The organism is Ruminococcus albus AD2013 (assembly GCF_000526775.1).
Classification (GTDB): Bacteria; Bacillota; Clostridia; order Oscillospirales; family Ruminococcaceae; genus Hominimerdicola; species Hominimerdicola alba_A.
Genome location: NZ_JAGS01000001.1, coordinates 1,666,805 through 1,683,996, shown reverse-complemented (window position 1 = coordinate 1,683,996; position 17,192 = coordinate 1,666,805). Strand labels below are relative to the sequence as shown.

Sequence of the window (17,192 nt, the reverse complement as noted above, 5' to 3'; positions counted from 1 at the left end):
CATACTGTATAAAAGGGGGATATCTCAGGATCTTGACAATACCCGCGTAGATCTTATATCGTTTTTTAGTAAGTATTTCCGCGGGCTCATATGATTTTAGGACGCACAATACGATCGGCGACAGCACACCTGTTTTAATTATAAACATCAGACAAAGATCGCAGTTGACAACTTCGGCCTTTTGCAGTATCATATACAAAAAGGAATTATAGTAAACGAAAGGATGATTATCATGAAAAAATATATACTTTCCCTCGATCAGGGTACAACTTCTTCACGTGCCGTGCTTTTTGACAGAAACGGTGCAAAGGTATTTTCAGCACAGTACGAATTCCCCCAGATATTCCCGAAAGCGGGCTGGGTGGAACATGACCCCAAGGATATACTCGATTCACAGCTTCGCGCCGTCAACGACTGCATCGCCTACCTCACCGCCAACGGAGAGGATATATCCGAGATAGCCGCCATCGGTGTGACCAACCAGCGCGAGACTACCATGATATGGGATAAAAACACAGGTGAACCCGTCTACAACGCCATAGTCTGGCAGTGCCGCCGCACCGCCGGTACCTGCTCGCGTTTTGCGGGACAGGGGCTTGAAAAATTCTTCCGCAGCAAGACGGGTCTGCTGATAGACCCCTATTTCTCCGCCACAAAGATAAAGTGGATATTCGATAACGTTGAAGGTGTGCGCGAAAAAGCACAGCGGGGCGAACTCCTTTTCGGTACGGTGGATACATGGCTGATATGGAACCTCACAGGCAGAAAAGTCCATGCCACCGACTATACCAACGCTTCCCGCACCATGCTTTTCAATATCCATACCCTCCAATGGGATAAGGAGATACTGGGCCTTCTCGGCATACCCGAAAATATCCTCCCCGATGTAAGGGATTCCTCGGGGGATTTCGGCATTACCGACAAGTCGCTGATAGGTGCCGAGATACCCATTTGCGGCTGTGCGGGAGACCAGCAGGCGGCACTTTTCGGACAGTGCTGTTTCCTCAAAGGCGATGTTAAAAACACCTACGGCACAGGGGGATTTCTGCTGATGAACACAGGCGATGAATGTATCGAAAGCGCCAACGGTCTGCTGACCACCATCGCATGGGGCATGGGCGGAAAAGTCACCTATGCGCTGGAGGGTTCTGTATTCGTATCGGGTGCGGTGATAAAATGGCTTCGTGACGAACTCTGCATGATCTCAACCGCCGAGGAGACCGCCGCCATAGCCGAAAGCGTACCCGATAACGGCGGAGTATACTTCGTTCCCGCATTCGTGGGTCTGGGCACTCCCTACTGGGACAGCGATGCCCGCGGCGTTATCTGCGGCCTTACCAGAGGTTCCGGGCGTGCCCATATCGTCCGTGCCGCCCTTGAAGCCATAGCCTACCAGACAGCAGATGTGATAAAAGCCATGGAGGAAGACACCTCAGCCCTCGGTCTTATCAAGGTTGACGGCGGCGCATCACAGAACGATTTCCTGATGCAGTTTCAGGCTGATATCCTTGGCAGAAGCATGATACGTCCCCGCAATATCGAATCCACCGCCGCAGGTGCCGCATTCTTAGCGGGACTTCACTGCGGTATGTGGCAGACCCGCGAAGACCTCAACCGCATCTCCCAGAAATTCCGCGAATTTATCCCCGCCATGACAGATGATAAGCGAAAAGAACTCATCGGCGGCTGGAAAAAAGCTGTGGGGAGAAGTGTGATGAAATAAAAAAATACAAGAATTATAGGAGAATAATATGGGTAACTTTTCAAATACAGTGCATTTTAAGATAGGTGACAAAGAAAAATTTGTCAAGGGATTTAATGCATATATGAAAAAGAAAGGCTTCGTGCCATGTGATGACGATGAAGCCGTGAAAACTTATATCATTGCGTTATCTGTTGATCAGCAGTGGTCAACTCTTGCTGATATGGACAGCAGTGATGATTCAAGAGCGCTTTTTAATGATGCCAAGGCTATTTCAAAAAGCATGAAACTTCCTTGTATTACCGAGGTTATAACCGACAGCGATATCGCAGTACTTGAACTCTTTGACAAAACAGGAGAGAGTGCAGATAGGATCGTTGTGGGCGATGGTGAGATCTACGGCATGGGAAATAATGAAATAAAGCCCGAATGCTGGAAACCATTGCTGAATAACAAAGCAGATATCGAAAAACTCATTGAGTTGACCGGCGAAAGTGATCTCATGGCTGATGAAAGACTTAGCATGATATCATCGCTTTTCGGCGTGGATATGCTCGCTGATAGTGATGAACTCGGCATAAGAAATGACGAAAGTATACTAAAACTCAGTTTTAAAAGGGCTGAAGAAAAAAAGCCGACGTTAAACACTTTGTTTACGCAGATCTACGGTGAGGCACTTGAACCATTAGGCTTTAAAAAGCCAAAAGTTCGTATCCCACTGTACGTTCGTGTTATCAACGATGAGATCATACATATTGTCGGTATCCATGATATGAAAAATCAGCTGGTACCCTTTGGTGCGATCGCTACTGTTTACCGCAAAGATCTTTGTATTGACCGTACATTCCGACAAAACGAAACTTGGTATAAAGATCTATGGGATTTCTATCATGAGTGGCATATAACAGACAAGCCATTTGATAAGGGCGGTTTTGACTATTATAATCTTATGCCTTTATCAGACGCCGTTCAGAATTCATTTAATGCAACTATGACATGGATACTCCCTGTTCTGGATAATGTTAAAACGCTCAAAGATGTAGCAGATTATAATGAATGTATGTTTAAAAATCATATTACGGTTATTTCATTGCCAATAAATGAATCTCTTGCTGCGCCATATAGTGATACTGTGATCAAGTATATTTTAGATAATCCGCTGGCTGATCTTGAAAAACGGTACTCTACTGCGTTGGAAAAGATTGATGAATCAAATAAAAGATACAATTTTTCACAGGAAAAAATAACACAAGATCGTTTAGAATATGAACAACGATATAATGAATCTCGTCAAAGAGTGAAAACATTTCTTGAAGATGAAGAAATACACAAGCAGACAATGGAAGAACTTGAAAGGCGAAAAGAGCATAACCTTGAATTACTCAGGAAATACAAGATTATTTACTGAAATATCATTGACATCAGGAAAAATATGTTATATAATTTAGCCATAATAATACGCCCGTAAAACTCTGTTTCGATTGGAGGAAAAATATGAGGAAAAAATCTGAAAGATCATTGAGCTTTTTAACGGCACTTATGATGGCGCTGACACTGGCATTATTTCTGCCGGATACTGCTGTCAGGGCAAAGGCGGCGCCTTATGAAAACTATTTCAACAAACAGGACGACAAGGAAGTAAAGTATGACAGTTCCTACTGGATACAGCCGCCTTCGTGGAACACCCCGAAGATCGATCCGAGGGATTTTGACGGCTGGGTAATGTTATTTGCCGACAAGATAGGTCTTGAACCCGAATACGCGCACGGCAAGGTGCAGAGGGTATATTTCAGCCTGCTTGGTGTTGAAACGCCTGTAAGCACAATGAAATTCCATATTTTCTATGACACCAGATTGAAGGTCGTTGAAAACTCCAAGGGCGAACTGATAAATCCCGGAAAAGCTGTGGAAGGATTTACCACAGGTTCTGCAATGGTGGAGGAAGGTCAGCTGGCGTTCTATGCCTATTCCGACACAGCGGTACCTATCGAAAAGGCAAGCCTTTTTACGATAGATTTCCGTGTACCCGAAGATGCCGAACCCGGGGAACTTTATCCTATCGGTATGTCATACGTCGATGATGGTGTAGTATGTGATACTTTTATGGGTAATAATCATGACTTTGCTGAAAAATCCCAGATGACATTCGTGTTCACCAAGGGCATATATAACGGATACATATGGATGATCGGCGACCCGAGAACCAAAAAAGCCGACCTTACCCTTAAAACACCCCGCGAGGGCAGAAAAACTTCAACCGACCCCAATGAATGGTTCGGCAATATCCCCGCCGGTGTCGAGATAAGTGATATGGAGTGGACTGAACTGGATTCTCTCAACGAATTCGGCGAGGTCGATCAATTCACGGCAGGAAAGGTCTATGGTCTGAAGTTCAGGCTTTCCCCTGCAAACGGCGGGCTTTTTTCAAAGAAGTTTGAAGCCTCAGTCAACGGAGAAAAGGTTGAATATCATGGCGATGATATAACTAATGGCGGAGTTTTCTACACCGAGATAGAAGCTCTTGATAAAGTGCTCGGCGATATCAACTATGACGGAATAGTCAATATCGCAGACCTCGCGCGGCTTGCCGCCCACATCAAAGGCAGAAAAATGCTCCCCGACCCGACTATCGCCGACTTCAACGGCGACGGAAAGCTCAACATCATCGACCTTGCAAAGCTGGCGGCACATATCAAGGGAAAGAGACTGCTTATCGATCCGGAATATACTGATATCATTGATATACCTGATTGATCGGTGCTGTATCGGAACATTAAATACTAAGGCTATTATTCTCCTCCCGACGCAGTCGGGGGGAGAATAATGTCAACACGATATTTACAGCGCTTTGTAGTGGTGCGGTAAATGGATGACCGTTATTAATAATTATTGTCAGGGCAACAACATATTTTTTGATAGCAATTGAGGATAGAAAGACAAGGAGCGGTTGTTAAGTAATCAAATGAGTTGACAAATGTGATTAAATGTGTTAAAATATACTCAAAGGAGTATATTATTATGAATACATCAAATATCACAAATTACAAACCAAAAGATTTTGCCGAATTGTTAGGTGTTTCAGTAAAAACACTTCAACGATGGGACAGAGAAGGCATATTAAAAGCAAACCGAACCCCAACTGACAGGCGTTATTACACTTACGACCAATATCTTCAGTTTAAAGGTATAAATACAGAAAACGATAATCGTCAGATCGTTATTTATGCCAGAGTGTCTACGAGAAATCAAAAAGATGACTTACAAAAACAAGTATCCTTTTTACGACAGTTCTGTAATGCTAAAGGCATTAGTGTAGACCAATGTATTGAAGATTATGGAAGTGGTTTAAATTATAACCGTAAAAAGTGGAATGAACTATTAGATGAGGTGATGGAACAAAAAATCAAAACTATCATAGTCACACATAAAGATAGATTTATCAGGTTTGGCTATGACTGGTTTGAAAAATTCTGCATGAAGTTTAATACAACTATTGTGGTGGTAAACAATGAAGAATTATCGCCACAAGAAGAACTCGTGCAGGACATTGTTTCAATTCTTCATGTATTTTCTTGCAGGTTGTACGGACTTCGTAAGTATAAGAAACAAATAGAAGGGGATGAGGAAATTGCTAAAGAGCTTCAAGACGGAAATTAGTCCAACATTGGAACAGAAAGCTAAAATCAATAAGACTATTGGAACTTGCAGATACGTTTATAACTTTTATCTTACTCATAACAAAGAACTTTACGATAAAGGCGAAAAGTTCATGAGTGGAAAGAGTTTTAGCGTCTGGCTAAATAACGAATATCTTCCAAATAATCCAGATAAACTATGGATTAAGGAAGTAAGTTCTAAATCTGTAAAGAAATCTATTGAAGATGGATGTGCTGCTTTTACAAAATTTTTTAAGCATCAAAGCGGTTATCCCAACTATAAGAAAAAGGATAAATCTGATGTGAAAATGTATTTTGTAAAGAATAATCCAAAAGATTGTGCTTGTGAAAGACATAGAATAAATATCCCTACTCTTGGTTGGGTAAAACTTAAAGAAAAGGGTTATATACCAACAACTAAAGATGGTTGGAAAATCAAAAGCGGTACAGTTTCTAAAAAAGCAGGAAGATATTATGTATCTGCACTTGTAGAAATACCTGACAACAAAATCACCAAAAACAGCAGCGAAGGTATCGGTATTGATTTAGGATTAAAGGATTTAGCGATTATTTCTAACGGTAAAACATTCAAGAATATCAACAAGTCTGGCAAAGTTAAGAAACTTGAAAAACAATTACGAAGAGAGCAAAGATGTCTTTCTCGCAAATATGAAAATTTAAAGAAAGGAGAGTCCGCTCAAAAAAATATACAAAAACAAAAGCTCAAAGTACAGAAACTTTATCATAGGATAGATAATATCCGTACTGACTACATCAATAAGACAATCGCTGAGATAGTAAAAACCAAGCCATCTTATATAACGATTGAGGATTTGAATGTAAAAGGAATGATGAAGAACAGGCATCTTTCAAAAACGGTTGCGGCACAGAAGTTTTATGAATTCAGAGCGAAACTTCAGGTCAAATGCAACGAAAATGGTATTGAATTAAGAGTTGTAGACAGATGGTATCCATCATCTAAAATCTGCCACTGTTGCGGATGCATCAAGAAAGATTTAAGGCTTTCAGATAGAATCTATAAATGCAGTTGTGGTTATGTCGAAGACAGAGATCTCAATGCTGCCCTTAATTTGAAAGATGCCATGACTTACGAAGTTGCATAATTAAACGCAAACGTAAGTATGTACCGAAGGCTATTTCGGGAATTAACGACTGTGGAGTGTACAAGAACTTGTGAGTAGATATGATTTCGGTCAATCAAAAGCATACATTGTGAAGCAGTAAGTAATGTTCGCGAGAACTTACAACATCTCGATGTAAGTATATTTAATCACATTTTGAGTGGCAGAACCAAAATGAGCAAAAAGAAATACAAGAAGAATAAAAAGAAAATCGAGAAGATCGAAAATAACAAAAAGAATAAAAAGTACCAGTATAACCAAACGCCGCCCAAAAAACCAAAACGAAAAGTTTCCAAAGCCACAGAAAAGCCGAAAAAGACCTCACCTGTCAAGGCAGTGATTATAGCTTCTATCTGTTGCCTGCCATTTCTGATCTTCGGAGCAGCTATGATAAAAATGGGTATATCCGAGATCACACACCAGATCGCCTGCTCAGCCGAAGTTAAGGGCGAAATAGTCACAGATGTATCCGTACAAATAGTAAGGGGAAGAACCAGTAAGGGGATCCGTTCTACAAGCTATAATTATTCAGCCAATTATACTTTTGAATACAATGGCGAAACTTTCACTGATACAATTAAAACCAGCCACAAAATCGAAAAGGGAGATGAGATCAAAGTCAGATGTGATCCCGATGACCCTGAAGATCATTATGTCAAGGATCTTGGTGATTCGGTAATGTATGTATTTCTCATCATCTTCGGGATAATCTGGGATGCAATATGGGTCCTCTTGATCCTTATGATATGGCGGCTGTATCAGAAACCTAAGCAAGAGGTCAAAAAACAAGAGATCAAAAAAGATGAAGCTACAATCTGAGAATGTTGATTTGCGAAAGAAGGTCATACTATGGGGCTGTTTACAAAAAAGAAAACCACAGATGATTATGCCGAAGAGGGAAATGCACTTTTTGATGAGGGTAAATATTCCGAGGCTATACAAGTATGGCTGAAAGGCTTGGATTTTCTGGACAGACCGCTGAATGCGCAAAGTGAAGCAGTGTGGTTTCAGACATCTGTTGCAGATGCCTGGTTCATGGTGGGCGAATATGAGAAAGCATATTCCTATCTGTGTGATGCAAGATCAAATATATCGGGCGAAGGTTATACAAATCCATTTGTGATGCTGCGTCTGGGACAGTGTTCCCATGAACTGGGAAAAGATGATGCTACGGAATATCTTATGCGTGCCTATATGCTTGCAGGCGAAGATATTTTTAAAAGCGATGATGAAAAATATTTTGATCTTATCAAAGATATGATATAGATCATGATTCGGAGGTGAAACAAATGGAGCTGTCAAGAAAGCAAATCAATGATCTGATCACAGGTGTTTTGCTGTCTGCGGAAATATCATCTTCTTCCCGCGATTTGCGACACTTTGTGTCTGTGCGAGGATATGTTGAAACGGAACGCGGTAAAGAAATGCTTGATAGATTCATAAATGAAAACAAGATAGAAACAACAGTTTTTTTGATAATGGATTATGAAGTCCCGAAAGAATATATTGAAAATGACTGGGAGATACCGGACAATAAAATAATAAATGGTATCTTCATTGAAGGAATAGTCGGTATTGAAAATGTTCAGAAAGAATTAAAAGAACATATCCCTGATCTATCCCTGCTGGAGCCGCACTGGAAGTGTGATGCGCCTCTTGGATAGCGAGGAAAAGCAAGAGATCAAAAGAATAAAGTCGATACTTATCCCCCGAGGGTTTCCAAACTCGGGGGCATTCCTTTCGTATCCACCCATCTCAAAATAGAAATAACCTGTCCTTGAACTGTTGACAATTTCGTCACAATGTACTATAATATATAATAGCTTATTATATACGATAGGAGAAAATATCGTGAAAAACAGGGTATACGATAACCGTGAGCTTTCATGGCTCAAATTCAATCAGCGAGTGCTTGAAGAAGCCCGTGACGAGCGCAATCCTCTGCTTGAAAGACTGCTGTTCCAGTCCATATATTCCAGCAATCTTGACGAGTTCTTTATGGTCAGGGTAGGGTCGCTTTATGACGCTTCTCTTGTTGATGATTCCCATAAGGACAACAAATCCAAGATGAAGCCCTCGGAACAGCTGAGCGCTATATATTCAAGGGTGCGTGAACTTATTTCCACCGAGGACGAAAGCTTCAAGACCATACACAAAGCCCTCGAACCCAAGAATATCATGCACAAAAGCATGAAAAATCTGACAATACAGGAGCTTGAATTTCTGGAGGCTTACTATGCCTACGAGATCAAGCCTTTCTTAAATGCGCTCGTTATCGATAAGCGTCACCCTTTCCCCTTTCTGCCCAACAAGAGCATATACGTGGCGGCAAAACTGTCTTCAAAAAGCGGCATAACACTGGGTATAATCGGTTGCAGTGAAAAATTCGAGAGGGTGATATTCCTGCCCCGTCAGGACGATTCCATCGCCTATATACTGGTGGAAGAACTGATATTCCACTTTACCGACAAGATATTCACAGGCTATAAGGTGGAGGAAAAGACCCTGATGCGCATAACCCGCAACGCCGATATCGACGTTGACGAAAGCTTCGACCGCGAGCTGGATTTCAGGCAGAATATGTCTGAACTGATAAACAAGAGAAAGCGCCTCTGCCCTGTGAGATTGCAGCTTTCCAAGCAGATATCCGACCCTTTGCAGAAAGAACTGTGTACAAGGCTGGAACTGTCCAAAAAACAGGTCTTTGTTGAAAAGACTCCCCTTGACCTTTCCTACGTATTCACGGTGTTCGATAAAGCGGCTGACAAGAAAGAACTGTTCTTTGAACCCCAGACTCCACAGCTTTCACGCATGATAGATGAAAGCCGACCCATGATAGACCAGATCGATGAGGGCGACCTCTTCCTGTCCTATCCTTACGAATCCATACAGTCCTTTATAAGACTTCTCAACGAAGCCGCAAAGGACGAAAGTGTTGTATCCATAAAGATGACACTTTACCGTGTGGCAAAAAATTCCAAGGTGATAAAGGCACTGTGCGCCGCCGCCGAAAACGGCAAGGAAGTATGCGTGCTTGTGGAACTCCGCGCGAGGTTCGACGAGGAGAACAATATCGGCTGGTCGAAACAGCTTGAAGAAGCGGGCTGTAGAGTTATGTACGGTCCCAAGGGGCTGAAAGTACATTCAAAACTCTGCCTTATCACCCGCAAGACCCCCGATGGCGTGAAGTATACCACCCAGATAGGCACAGGCAACTACAACGAAAAAACAGCGGGTCTGTATACCGACCTCTGTCTTATGACATCAAACAGGGATATCGCCAAGGACGCTGTTGAGGTATTCCGTGCCCTGTCCGTGGGAGAACTTGTGGAGAAAAGCGACCTTCTGCTGGTAGCCCCCAGATGTCTGCAAAACCGTGTGCTTGAAATGATGGACAACGAGATAGCCATAGCCAAAGCAGGCGGTGACGGTTATGTTGGCGCAAAGCTTAACTCCCTGACCGATAAGGTGATAATGGATAAGCTTATCGAGTGTTCACAGGCTGGCGTTAAAGTCGAACTGGTGATACGCGGGATTTCCTGCCTTGTTGCAGGGGTGGAGGGCGTTACCGAAAACGTGCGCATACGTTCCATAGTTGGACGCTACCTCGAACATTCACGTATATACATCTTCGGCAGCGGTGTGAGAAAAAGCGTGTATATATCCTCAGCGGATTATATGACAAGAAATACCACCCGCCGTGTGGAAGTAGCCGCGCCTGTTCTCGATGCCGGGATAAAAAAGCGCATACTCGATATCTTCGAGACCCAGATGAACGACAACGTAAAGGCAAGGGATATGCTCCCCGATGGTACCTATGTCCGCAAACCCTCAGCAGGAGTTTCCGTAGATGCCCAGAGCAGATTTTTTGCAGAAGCTTATGCGAATGTCCCGAAGCCAAAACCCGAACCCAAACCGGAACCGATACCCGAACAAAAGACGGAACCAAAACCCGAGCAACCGGCAGAATCACCCACGGTGACTCCTGTGACCCAACCGGAGCAAAAACCCGAGGATACCCCAATTGTTCAAACGGATATCGCAGAAAAAACCGAAACCCCTCCCGCGAAAAAAAAAAGCCTCTGGTCAAGGTTCATCGCATTATTCCGTCGTAAAAGTAAAAGTTAAAAAAACCAAATAGCTTCCGTACCTGCACTGCCGCGAAAGTTCATTTATCGCACGGAATGCGGAGCCGATTGGGGGAAAACCCTTTTGGAAAAAAGGGTTATTCCCCCAAACCCCCTTTCCTAAAACTTCTGTTTCTTTTTGGCAGGGGGCAGCTATCCTTATAGAGTTCAGCATATGATCGTACTCTGCTATGCTTTGTAAGAATGTCTGCCCCCTGCCAAAAAGAGTTAAAAGTCTTTGGAAAGGAGTCTGAGGGATAACCTTTCTTCAGAAAGGTTTCCCTCAGTTGACCCCGCACTCGGTAGGATAAATGAGCGTTTGCGGCAAGGCAGGTGCGGAACTGTCTGTGTATGGAGATAAATATGTTCAGACTATTTCGTTACCTGAAAAACTACAAAAAGGAAAGTGTCATAGGGCCTTTGTTCAAGCTTATCGAAGCTTGCTTTGAACTTGCGGTGCCTGTGGTGATGAAGCGCATAATAGATATCGGCATAAAAAACGAGGATATGCCTTATATACTTCGCATGGGCGGTATAATGGTGCTTCTGGGATTTCTGGGGCTTGCCTGTTCGCTGACGGCGCAGTTTTTTGCGGCTAAGGCATCTGTGGGCTTCGGCACGGCACTCCGCACTGACCTTTTGCGCCATATCGACCGCCTTTCCTATTCCGAGATCGATAAGATAGGCAGCAGCACCCTCGTCACCCGAATGACATCGGATATCAACACGGCGCAGTCGGGAGTGAATATACTGCTTCGACTTCTTCTGCGTTCACCGTTTATCGTTATCGGTGCGGTGATAATGGCGTTCACCATATCGGTGAAGCTTACGCTGATATTTCTGGTGATAGCACCCTGTCTTGCCTTTGTCATCTATAAGATAATGAGTATCACCATACCGAGATATAAGCATATCCAGAAGACCCTTGACCGCACTAACCTGCTTACGGGAGAATCCCTTTCGGGCGCAAGAGTGATACGTGCTTTTTCAAGACAGCAGGACGAGGAAAAGGACTTCGATAAGCTGACAGAGGAACTCACAGACCTGCAGATAAAGGCCGGCAGGATAAACGCCCTGATGAATCCCCTGACCTACGTTATCGTGAATCTCGGTATAGCCGTGCTTTTAAAGGCGAGCGCACATCAGGTGTATAACGGCGTTATCACTCAGGGTGAGGTCATTGCACTTATAAACTATATGAACCAGATACTGCTGGCACTACTTGCCATGGCGATACTCGTCACCAATATCACCAAGATGCAGGCTTCCGCAATGCGTATCAACGATGTTTTCGATATCGACCCCACCGTGACCGACGACGGCAATACCGAGGTGACAGCAGATACCTCAGCACCCGCGGTCGAATTCCGCGGAGTAAGCTTCTCATATCACGACAGCGAGGAATATGCCCTTGAGGATATAAGCTTCACAGTGAACAGGGGAGAGACCATCGGTATCATCGGCGGTACAGGTTCTGGAAAATCTTCCGTAATAAACCTTATACCCAGATTTTACGACGCTTCAAAAGGCGAGGTTCTGGTGGACGGCGTTGACGTCAAGAGATACCCTTTCAGACAGCTTCGCCATAAGATAGGTATCGTGCCACAGAGGGCTGTTCTTTTCAAGGGCACTGTCCGTGATAATATGAAATGGCGCGACAGTTCCGCCGACGATGAGGAGATAATCAAGGCTTTGAAGCTTGCACAGGCTTACGATTTCGTCATGGAAAAGCCCGATAAGCTTGATGAGATGATACATCAGGGGGGCAAGAACCTTTCAGGTGGACAAAGACAGCGCCTGACCATCGCAAGGGCTTTTGTAGGTCACCCCGAAATAGTTATCCTCGATGATTCGGCTTCCGCCCTTGATCTTGCCACCGATGCAAGGCTTAGAAAAGCCATCGCCGAACAGACAGGGGATATGACCGTGTTCATCGTTTCACAGAGAATATCTTCTATCAAAAATGTGGATAAGATAATCGTCCTTGATGACGGAAAAATAGCTGGGACAGGCACTCACAGGGAACTTTATCAGTCCTGTGATATCTACCGCGAGATATGTCTGTCACAGCTTTCCGAAAAGGAGGTGAGGGAGATTGGCTGATACTAAAAAAGTACAAAAACCTGTACTCAAGCCCCTGCTTTCCTATGCAAGACCCTATATCGGTCTGTTCGGAATTTCGATGCTGCTGGCAGTTATCACGGTAGCCACCACCCTTTATGCGCCCATACTTATCGGTCAGGGCGTTGACCTTATAGTAGGCGAGAAAAACGTCGATTTCGGGGCGCTTGTGCCGATAATCATAAAGCTGTGCATGACCGTTTCCCTGACAGCTTTGTCACAGTGGCTTATGTCCCTGTGTACCAACAAGATAACCTTCAATGTGGTGAGGGATATCCGCCGCAAGGCTTTTGCAAAGCTTGGCAGACTTCCTCTTTCCTACATCGATTCCCACCCTCACGGCGATATCATAAGCCGTATCATCACCGATATCGACCAGATATCCGACGGTCTGCTGATGGGTTTTGCACAGCTGTTTACGGGTATCTGTACAATAATCGGTACAATTGTTTTTATGCTGACCATAAATGTAAAGATATCACTGGTCGTTATCCTGCTGACACCCCTTTCGCTGTTCGTAGCGAGGTTCATAGCGAAGAACACATTCGACCTTTTCAGAAAGCAGTCCATAGCCCGCGGCGAAATGACCTCACTGGTCGAGGAGATAACAGGCGACCTGAAAACCGTTCAGGCTTTCGGCTACGAAGACGAGGGAGAAGCGAGGTTTGAGGTCTGCAACAGGAAATTGCAGGAAGTCAGCGTAAAGGCTATATTCTTCTCCTCACTGACAAATCCATGTACCAGATTTGTCAATGGTCTGGTTTATACCTCTGTTGGTATACTGGGTGCGCTGGCGGTGTTCAGCGGCAACGGATTTACAGTGGGAAATCTTTCCAGTTTTCTTTCATATGCAAACCAGTACACCAAGCCTTTCAACGAGATATCGGGTGTTATAACCGAACTCCAGAGCGCACTTGCTTCGGCGGGCCGTGTGTTTGAACTCATCGATGAGACCGAGGAGATACCCGATGCACCCGATGCGGAGGTACTCACCGAGGTTGACGGCACTGTCGATGCTGAACACGTTTATTTCAGCTACGACCCCGAAGTCAAGCTTATCGAGGATTTCAACCTCCACGTAAAGGCAGGCGAGCGCACAGCGATAGTCGGCCCCACGGGCTGCGGAAAGACCACCATGATAAATCTGCTGATGCGCTTTTACGATGCCGACAGCGGCAGTATAAACATAAGCGGCAAGCCCATAAAGAACTGCACCCGCGATTCCATGCGCTCCATGTACGGCATGGTATTGCAGGAAACGTGGCTGAAGACCGCCACTATCCGCGACAATATCCGTTACGGCAAGCCCGATGCCACCGATGAAGAGGTAGTTGCGGCGGCGAAGTCAGCCCACTGCCATGGATTTATCAAGCGTCTGCCAAAGGGCTACGACACGGTGATATCCGATGCTTTCAGCACCTTGTCACAGGGGCAGAAACAGCTTCTCTGCATAGCAAGGGTGATGCTGTCACTTCCGCCAATGCTTATACTCGACGAAGCTACATCTTCAATAGATACCCGTACCGAGATAATAATACAGCGTGCTTTCGCTAAGATGATGAAAGGCAGAACGAGCTTCATCATAGCCCACCGCCTATCCACCATCAAGGAAGCGGAGAATATCATAGTGATGCGTTCGGGTCACATCATCGAACAGGGCACCCACGAAAGTCTTATGGCAAAAGGCGGTTTTTACAGCGAACTCTACAACTCCCAGTTCGCGGCGGAATAACAAAAAACGGCACGCCCGAGTTTTTCAGGCGTGCCGTGACTTTTTATTATTCAAGTGTATCGATGTTGTAGATGTAGGGCAGGTAGCTGTCAAGCCAGATGGTGATAATGCCGTGGTTCTGGTCGATGCTTAATTCTATAACTTCGCCGTTGTCGAACATCTTCTGTGCCAGAGCGGAAGCTTCTTTGAGAGCGGCTTCTTTCTTGTCATCGGGGATGATGCCTGTATTATCCCTGTACTTGGCATCTATCTTCATGAAGTCGTCGGTGACTTTTCTCAGCTTGTCGAAATCGTCGTTGTCAAGTTCGTCATACAGGCGAACTCTGACGGTTTCGGTCTCGATAGCGCCTATCTTGGCGGTCAGATCGTATGTAGCCGCTTTTTTGCTCTTGGGTTTGAAGAAACAGCTGTAGATATTATCACCTGCGGTCTTGTCGGGCTTGCCGCTGCCGTCATCAAGCATATCAGCGACCTTTTCGCCCTTATCATCATATAGGGCAACATTTATTCCCGAATCAGCCTCGGTGGGAGATAACTCAACTTCAAAATAAAAACCGTTCTTGTCATCAAGGGCAGCGAAACGCTGGCTGCATTTCAGTATGTGTATGCCATCTTCCTGTTCAGCGTTGGGGTCGGCTACTGTTTCTTCATCGGTAACGGCAGATTCCTCGGCTGTGGTCTCAGTGTCGGTAGTTTCGTCATCTGTCACAACATCGTCGATGTCATTGCCTTTCTCACCCGAAACAGTTTCCTTGGGAGAAACAGATCTGTCGGCAGTTGTTTTTTCGGATTCGCTGCATCCGCAGATACAGGTGCTCATTGTCAGTGCAAGAGCTGCAGCAAGAATTCTCTTATTCATGATAAAATCTCCTTTTATTCTTATCGGCAGTTAGATTAAACGATATTCCGTACTCACAACGGTAATTATTATATCAGCCTGTGTCGGATATGTCAATGAATCGCAGGATTTTTCGACGTTTTGCATAAATGGCAGTAATACTGAAAAAGTCGGATTTGTATCCCGCGTTGTGACCTTATTAATATATTAAAGCATGGCTGTTAAATTTATGTGATATGATGTGACGGAGATTTGAAATACTTATAAAGCCGAACTGAAAATACTGTGTATCCGCCGCGGGGATTGATTTTGGGGAAGAAATATGGTAAGATAAGAAAGCAGGATATGTTTATACCTGAAAATGCACATTTTCTGAATGAGGGAACTCAAATGAGTTTGCGGTGGGGTGCGGTATGAAAAGTGACAACAGATATATTACTAAAGCTGAATACGAACTTGGTTATGCAAGGCTTGGTATCATATTTGCGGTTATACTTATTGCAGTCAGATCAATAATTGCGATAGTATGCGGATATGATATATTGGAATATGCTGTGACATCTTTTGGAACAATATTTTTACTAACTGCAATAAGTGGAACTTTGATCTTGTTGAGTTGTGTAACTAGCGGAAGATACATAGTTCGCAAGTATATTGTATTAAGAAAAGGTGTATGTAAAACGGGGCAGATAGTTGGCAAAGAATTAAAACGTGATTTCGGCATTTATGATACTTACACTTTTACGATCAGCGTAAAAGACGATGACAGCGGTGAAGATTTTACGTTTAAAAGCGTGCCTTATATGGCTAGAATGGTTATAGATTTGTCTTCTGTGAAATATTGTGACGTATACTGCTACAAAGGTAAATACATACTTGATAATTTCAGAAGTTAGTTATGTTAAATTTCGGATTTTATTTTTGGATAGGCGGCTCGGCTTGGTGTCGGGCTTTATTTTTTGTTTATATCAAGCTTTTTCAGCATTGCATTTTCGGTTAAAATATGTTATTCTTTTATATAGTATAGGTGAAGATGAAGTATTGGTTTAGTCTGGAAAATTAAGCTAATCTTAAGAATTACATTCACCTGATTTTAAGAATGATGTATTATCATATATGCATACAAGGAAAGGACATAACGTTATGGAAGATATCACAGCAACTATTCTTGTAGTGGACGATGACAGAGACATCGTGGCAGCTATCGCGAAGCTGCTTGAACTGGAAGGCTACAAAACGGTCAGGGCGTATGACGGTATAGAAGCACTGGAGAAGCTTTCGGAGAACGACATACAGCTTATACTGATAGACGTTATGATGCCGAGGCTTGACGGGCTTTCGGCTATAATGAAGATAAGAGACAGGCGAAATATCCCGATAATAGTGCTGTCGGCAAAATCCGAGGATACAGACAAGATACTCGGGCTTTCGATGGGGGCTGACGACTATATCACAAAACCATATAATCCCATGGAGCTTACCGCCCGTGTGAAGAGCAGTCTGAGGCGGTATATGCAGCTGGGGGATATAGGGAACATCAACAAAACGGACGTTATAAAAATAGGCGGTCTGGAGCTTGACAAGGGTGCGAAGTCAATTACGGTGGACGGCGCACCCGTAAAACTGACCGCAACGGAACTGAAGATACTTGAACTGCTGATGGAGAACGCGGGTCGGGTATTTTCGGCAGAAGAGATATACCGCAAGGTTTGGAACGAAGACGCTTACGCGGTGGAGAACACGGTAATGGTACATATAAGGCATATTCGGGAGAAGATCGAGATCGATCCGAAGGAGCCGAGATATCTGAAAGTGGTGTGGGGCATTGGGTACAAGATCGAAAAAAATATCTAAGTTATTTCCGAAGGCTGTCA

At 44.0% G+C, this 17,192-nt stretch carries 14 protein-coding genes; 13 read left to right on the top strand and 1 reads right to left on the bottom strand.

The features are described from left to right. Positions 1-232: 232 nt before the first annotated feature. The 11 genes from glpK (at position 233) to N773_RS0107340 (ending at position 14,480) form a co-directional block, all read left to right on the top strand. Complete coding sequence (gene glpK / locus N773_RS0107390) at positions 233-1,723, top strand: glycerol kinase GlpK (protein WP_024857191.1); 1,491 nt, start codon at positions 233-235, stop codon at positions 1,721-1,723. Between the two features lie 28 nt (positions 1,724-1,751). Continuing rightward, positions 1,752-3,110 (top strand): hypothetical protein, encoded by a 1,359-nt coding sequence (locus tag N773_RS0107385; RefSeq protein WP_024857190.1) that lies wholly within the window; start codon positions 1,752-1,754, stop codon positions 3,108-3,110. 86 nt (positions 3,111-3,196) lie between these two features. Then, a complete protein-coding gene (locus tag N773_RS21150) occupies positions 3,197-4,456 on the top strand; it encodes a dockerin type I domain-containing protein (RefSeq protein WP_024857189.1) in 1,260 nt (419 codons plus the stop codon). 279 nt (positions 4,457-4,735) lie between these two features. Next, complete coding sequence (locus N773_RS0107375; protein WP_196231664.1) at positions 4,736-5,359, top strand: IS607 family transposase; 624 nt, start codon at positions 4,736-4,738, stop codon at positions 5,357-5,359. Continuing rightward, on the top strand, positions 5,331-6,482 hold the full coding sequence (locus tag N773_RS0107370; RefSeq protein ID WP_347495411.1) for an RNA-guided endonuclease InsQ/TnpB family protein: 1,152 nt from the start codon (positions 5,331-5,333) through the stop codon (positions 6,480-6,482). The genes N773_RS0107375 and N773_RS0107370 overlap by 29 nt, the downstream gene beginning before the upstream one ends. Positions 6,483-6,674: 192 nt before the next feature. Continuing rightward, a complete protein-coding gene (locus N773_RS0107365; protein WP_024857186.1) occupies positions 6,675-7,319 on the top strand; it encodes a DUF3592 domain-containing protein in 645 nt (214 codons plus the stop codon). 30 nt (positions 7,320-7,349) lie between these two features. Beyond that, positions 7,350-7,766, top strand: a complete 417-nt coding sequence (locus N773_RS0107360; RefSeq protein WP_024857185.1) for a hypothetical protein — start codon at positions 7,350-7,352, stop codon at positions 7,764-7,766. A gap of 23 nt (positions 7,767-7,789) precedes the next feature. Next, entirely contained in the window at positions 7,790-8,164 is a 375-nt protein-coding gene (locus N773_RS0107355; RefSeq protein WP_024857184.1) for a hypothetical protein, read from the top strand. 187 nt (positions 8,165-8,351) lie between these two features. Further along, entirely contained in the window at positions 8,352-10,628 is a 2,277-nt protein-coding gene (ppk1, locus tag N773_RS0107350; RefSeq protein ID WP_024857183.1) for a polyphosphate kinase 1, read from the top strand. A gap of 362 nt (positions 10,629-10,990) precedes the next feature. Beyond that, entirely contained in the window at positions 10,991-12,730 is a 1,740-nt protein-coding gene (locus N773_RS0107345; protein ID WP_024857182.1) for an ABC transporter ATP-binding protein, read from the top strand. Then, on the top strand, positions 12,723-14,480 hold the full coding sequence (locus N773_RS0107340; RefSeq protein ID WP_024857181.1) for an ABC transporter ATP-binding protein: 1,758 nt from the start codon (positions 12,723-12,725) through the stop codon (positions 14,478-14,480). Before N773_RS0107345 ends, N773_RS0107340 begins: the two co-directional genes overlap by 8 nt. Positions 14,481-14,526: 46 nt before the next feature. On the opposite strand, the gene N773_RS0107335 is transcribed toward N773_RS0107340, so the two are convergent. After that, positions 14,527-15,339: a hypothetical protein gene (locus N773_RS0107335; protein ID WP_024857180.1), complete on the bottom strand. Its 813-nt coding sequence runs from the start codon at positions 15,337-15,339 to the stop codon at positions 14,527-14,529. 392 nt (positions 15,340-15,731) lie between these two features. On the opposite strand from N773_RS0107335, the gene N773_RS0107330 reads away from it, so the two are divergent. Next, positions 15,732-16,214 (top strand): hypothetical protein, encoded by a 483-nt coding sequence (locus N773_RS0107330; protein ID WP_024857179.1) that lies wholly within the window; start codon positions 15,732-15,734, stop codon positions 16,212-16,214. Positions 16,215-16,461: 247 nt separating this feature from the next. Further along, the gene (locus N773_RS0107325) at positions 16,462-17,172 is read left to right on the top strand and encodes a response regulator transcription factor (RefSeq protein WP_024857178.1); all 711 of its coding nucleotides are present in this window, start codon (positions 16,462-16,464) and stop codon (positions 17,170-17,172) included. Positions 17,173-17,192 lie beyond the last annotated feature (20 nt).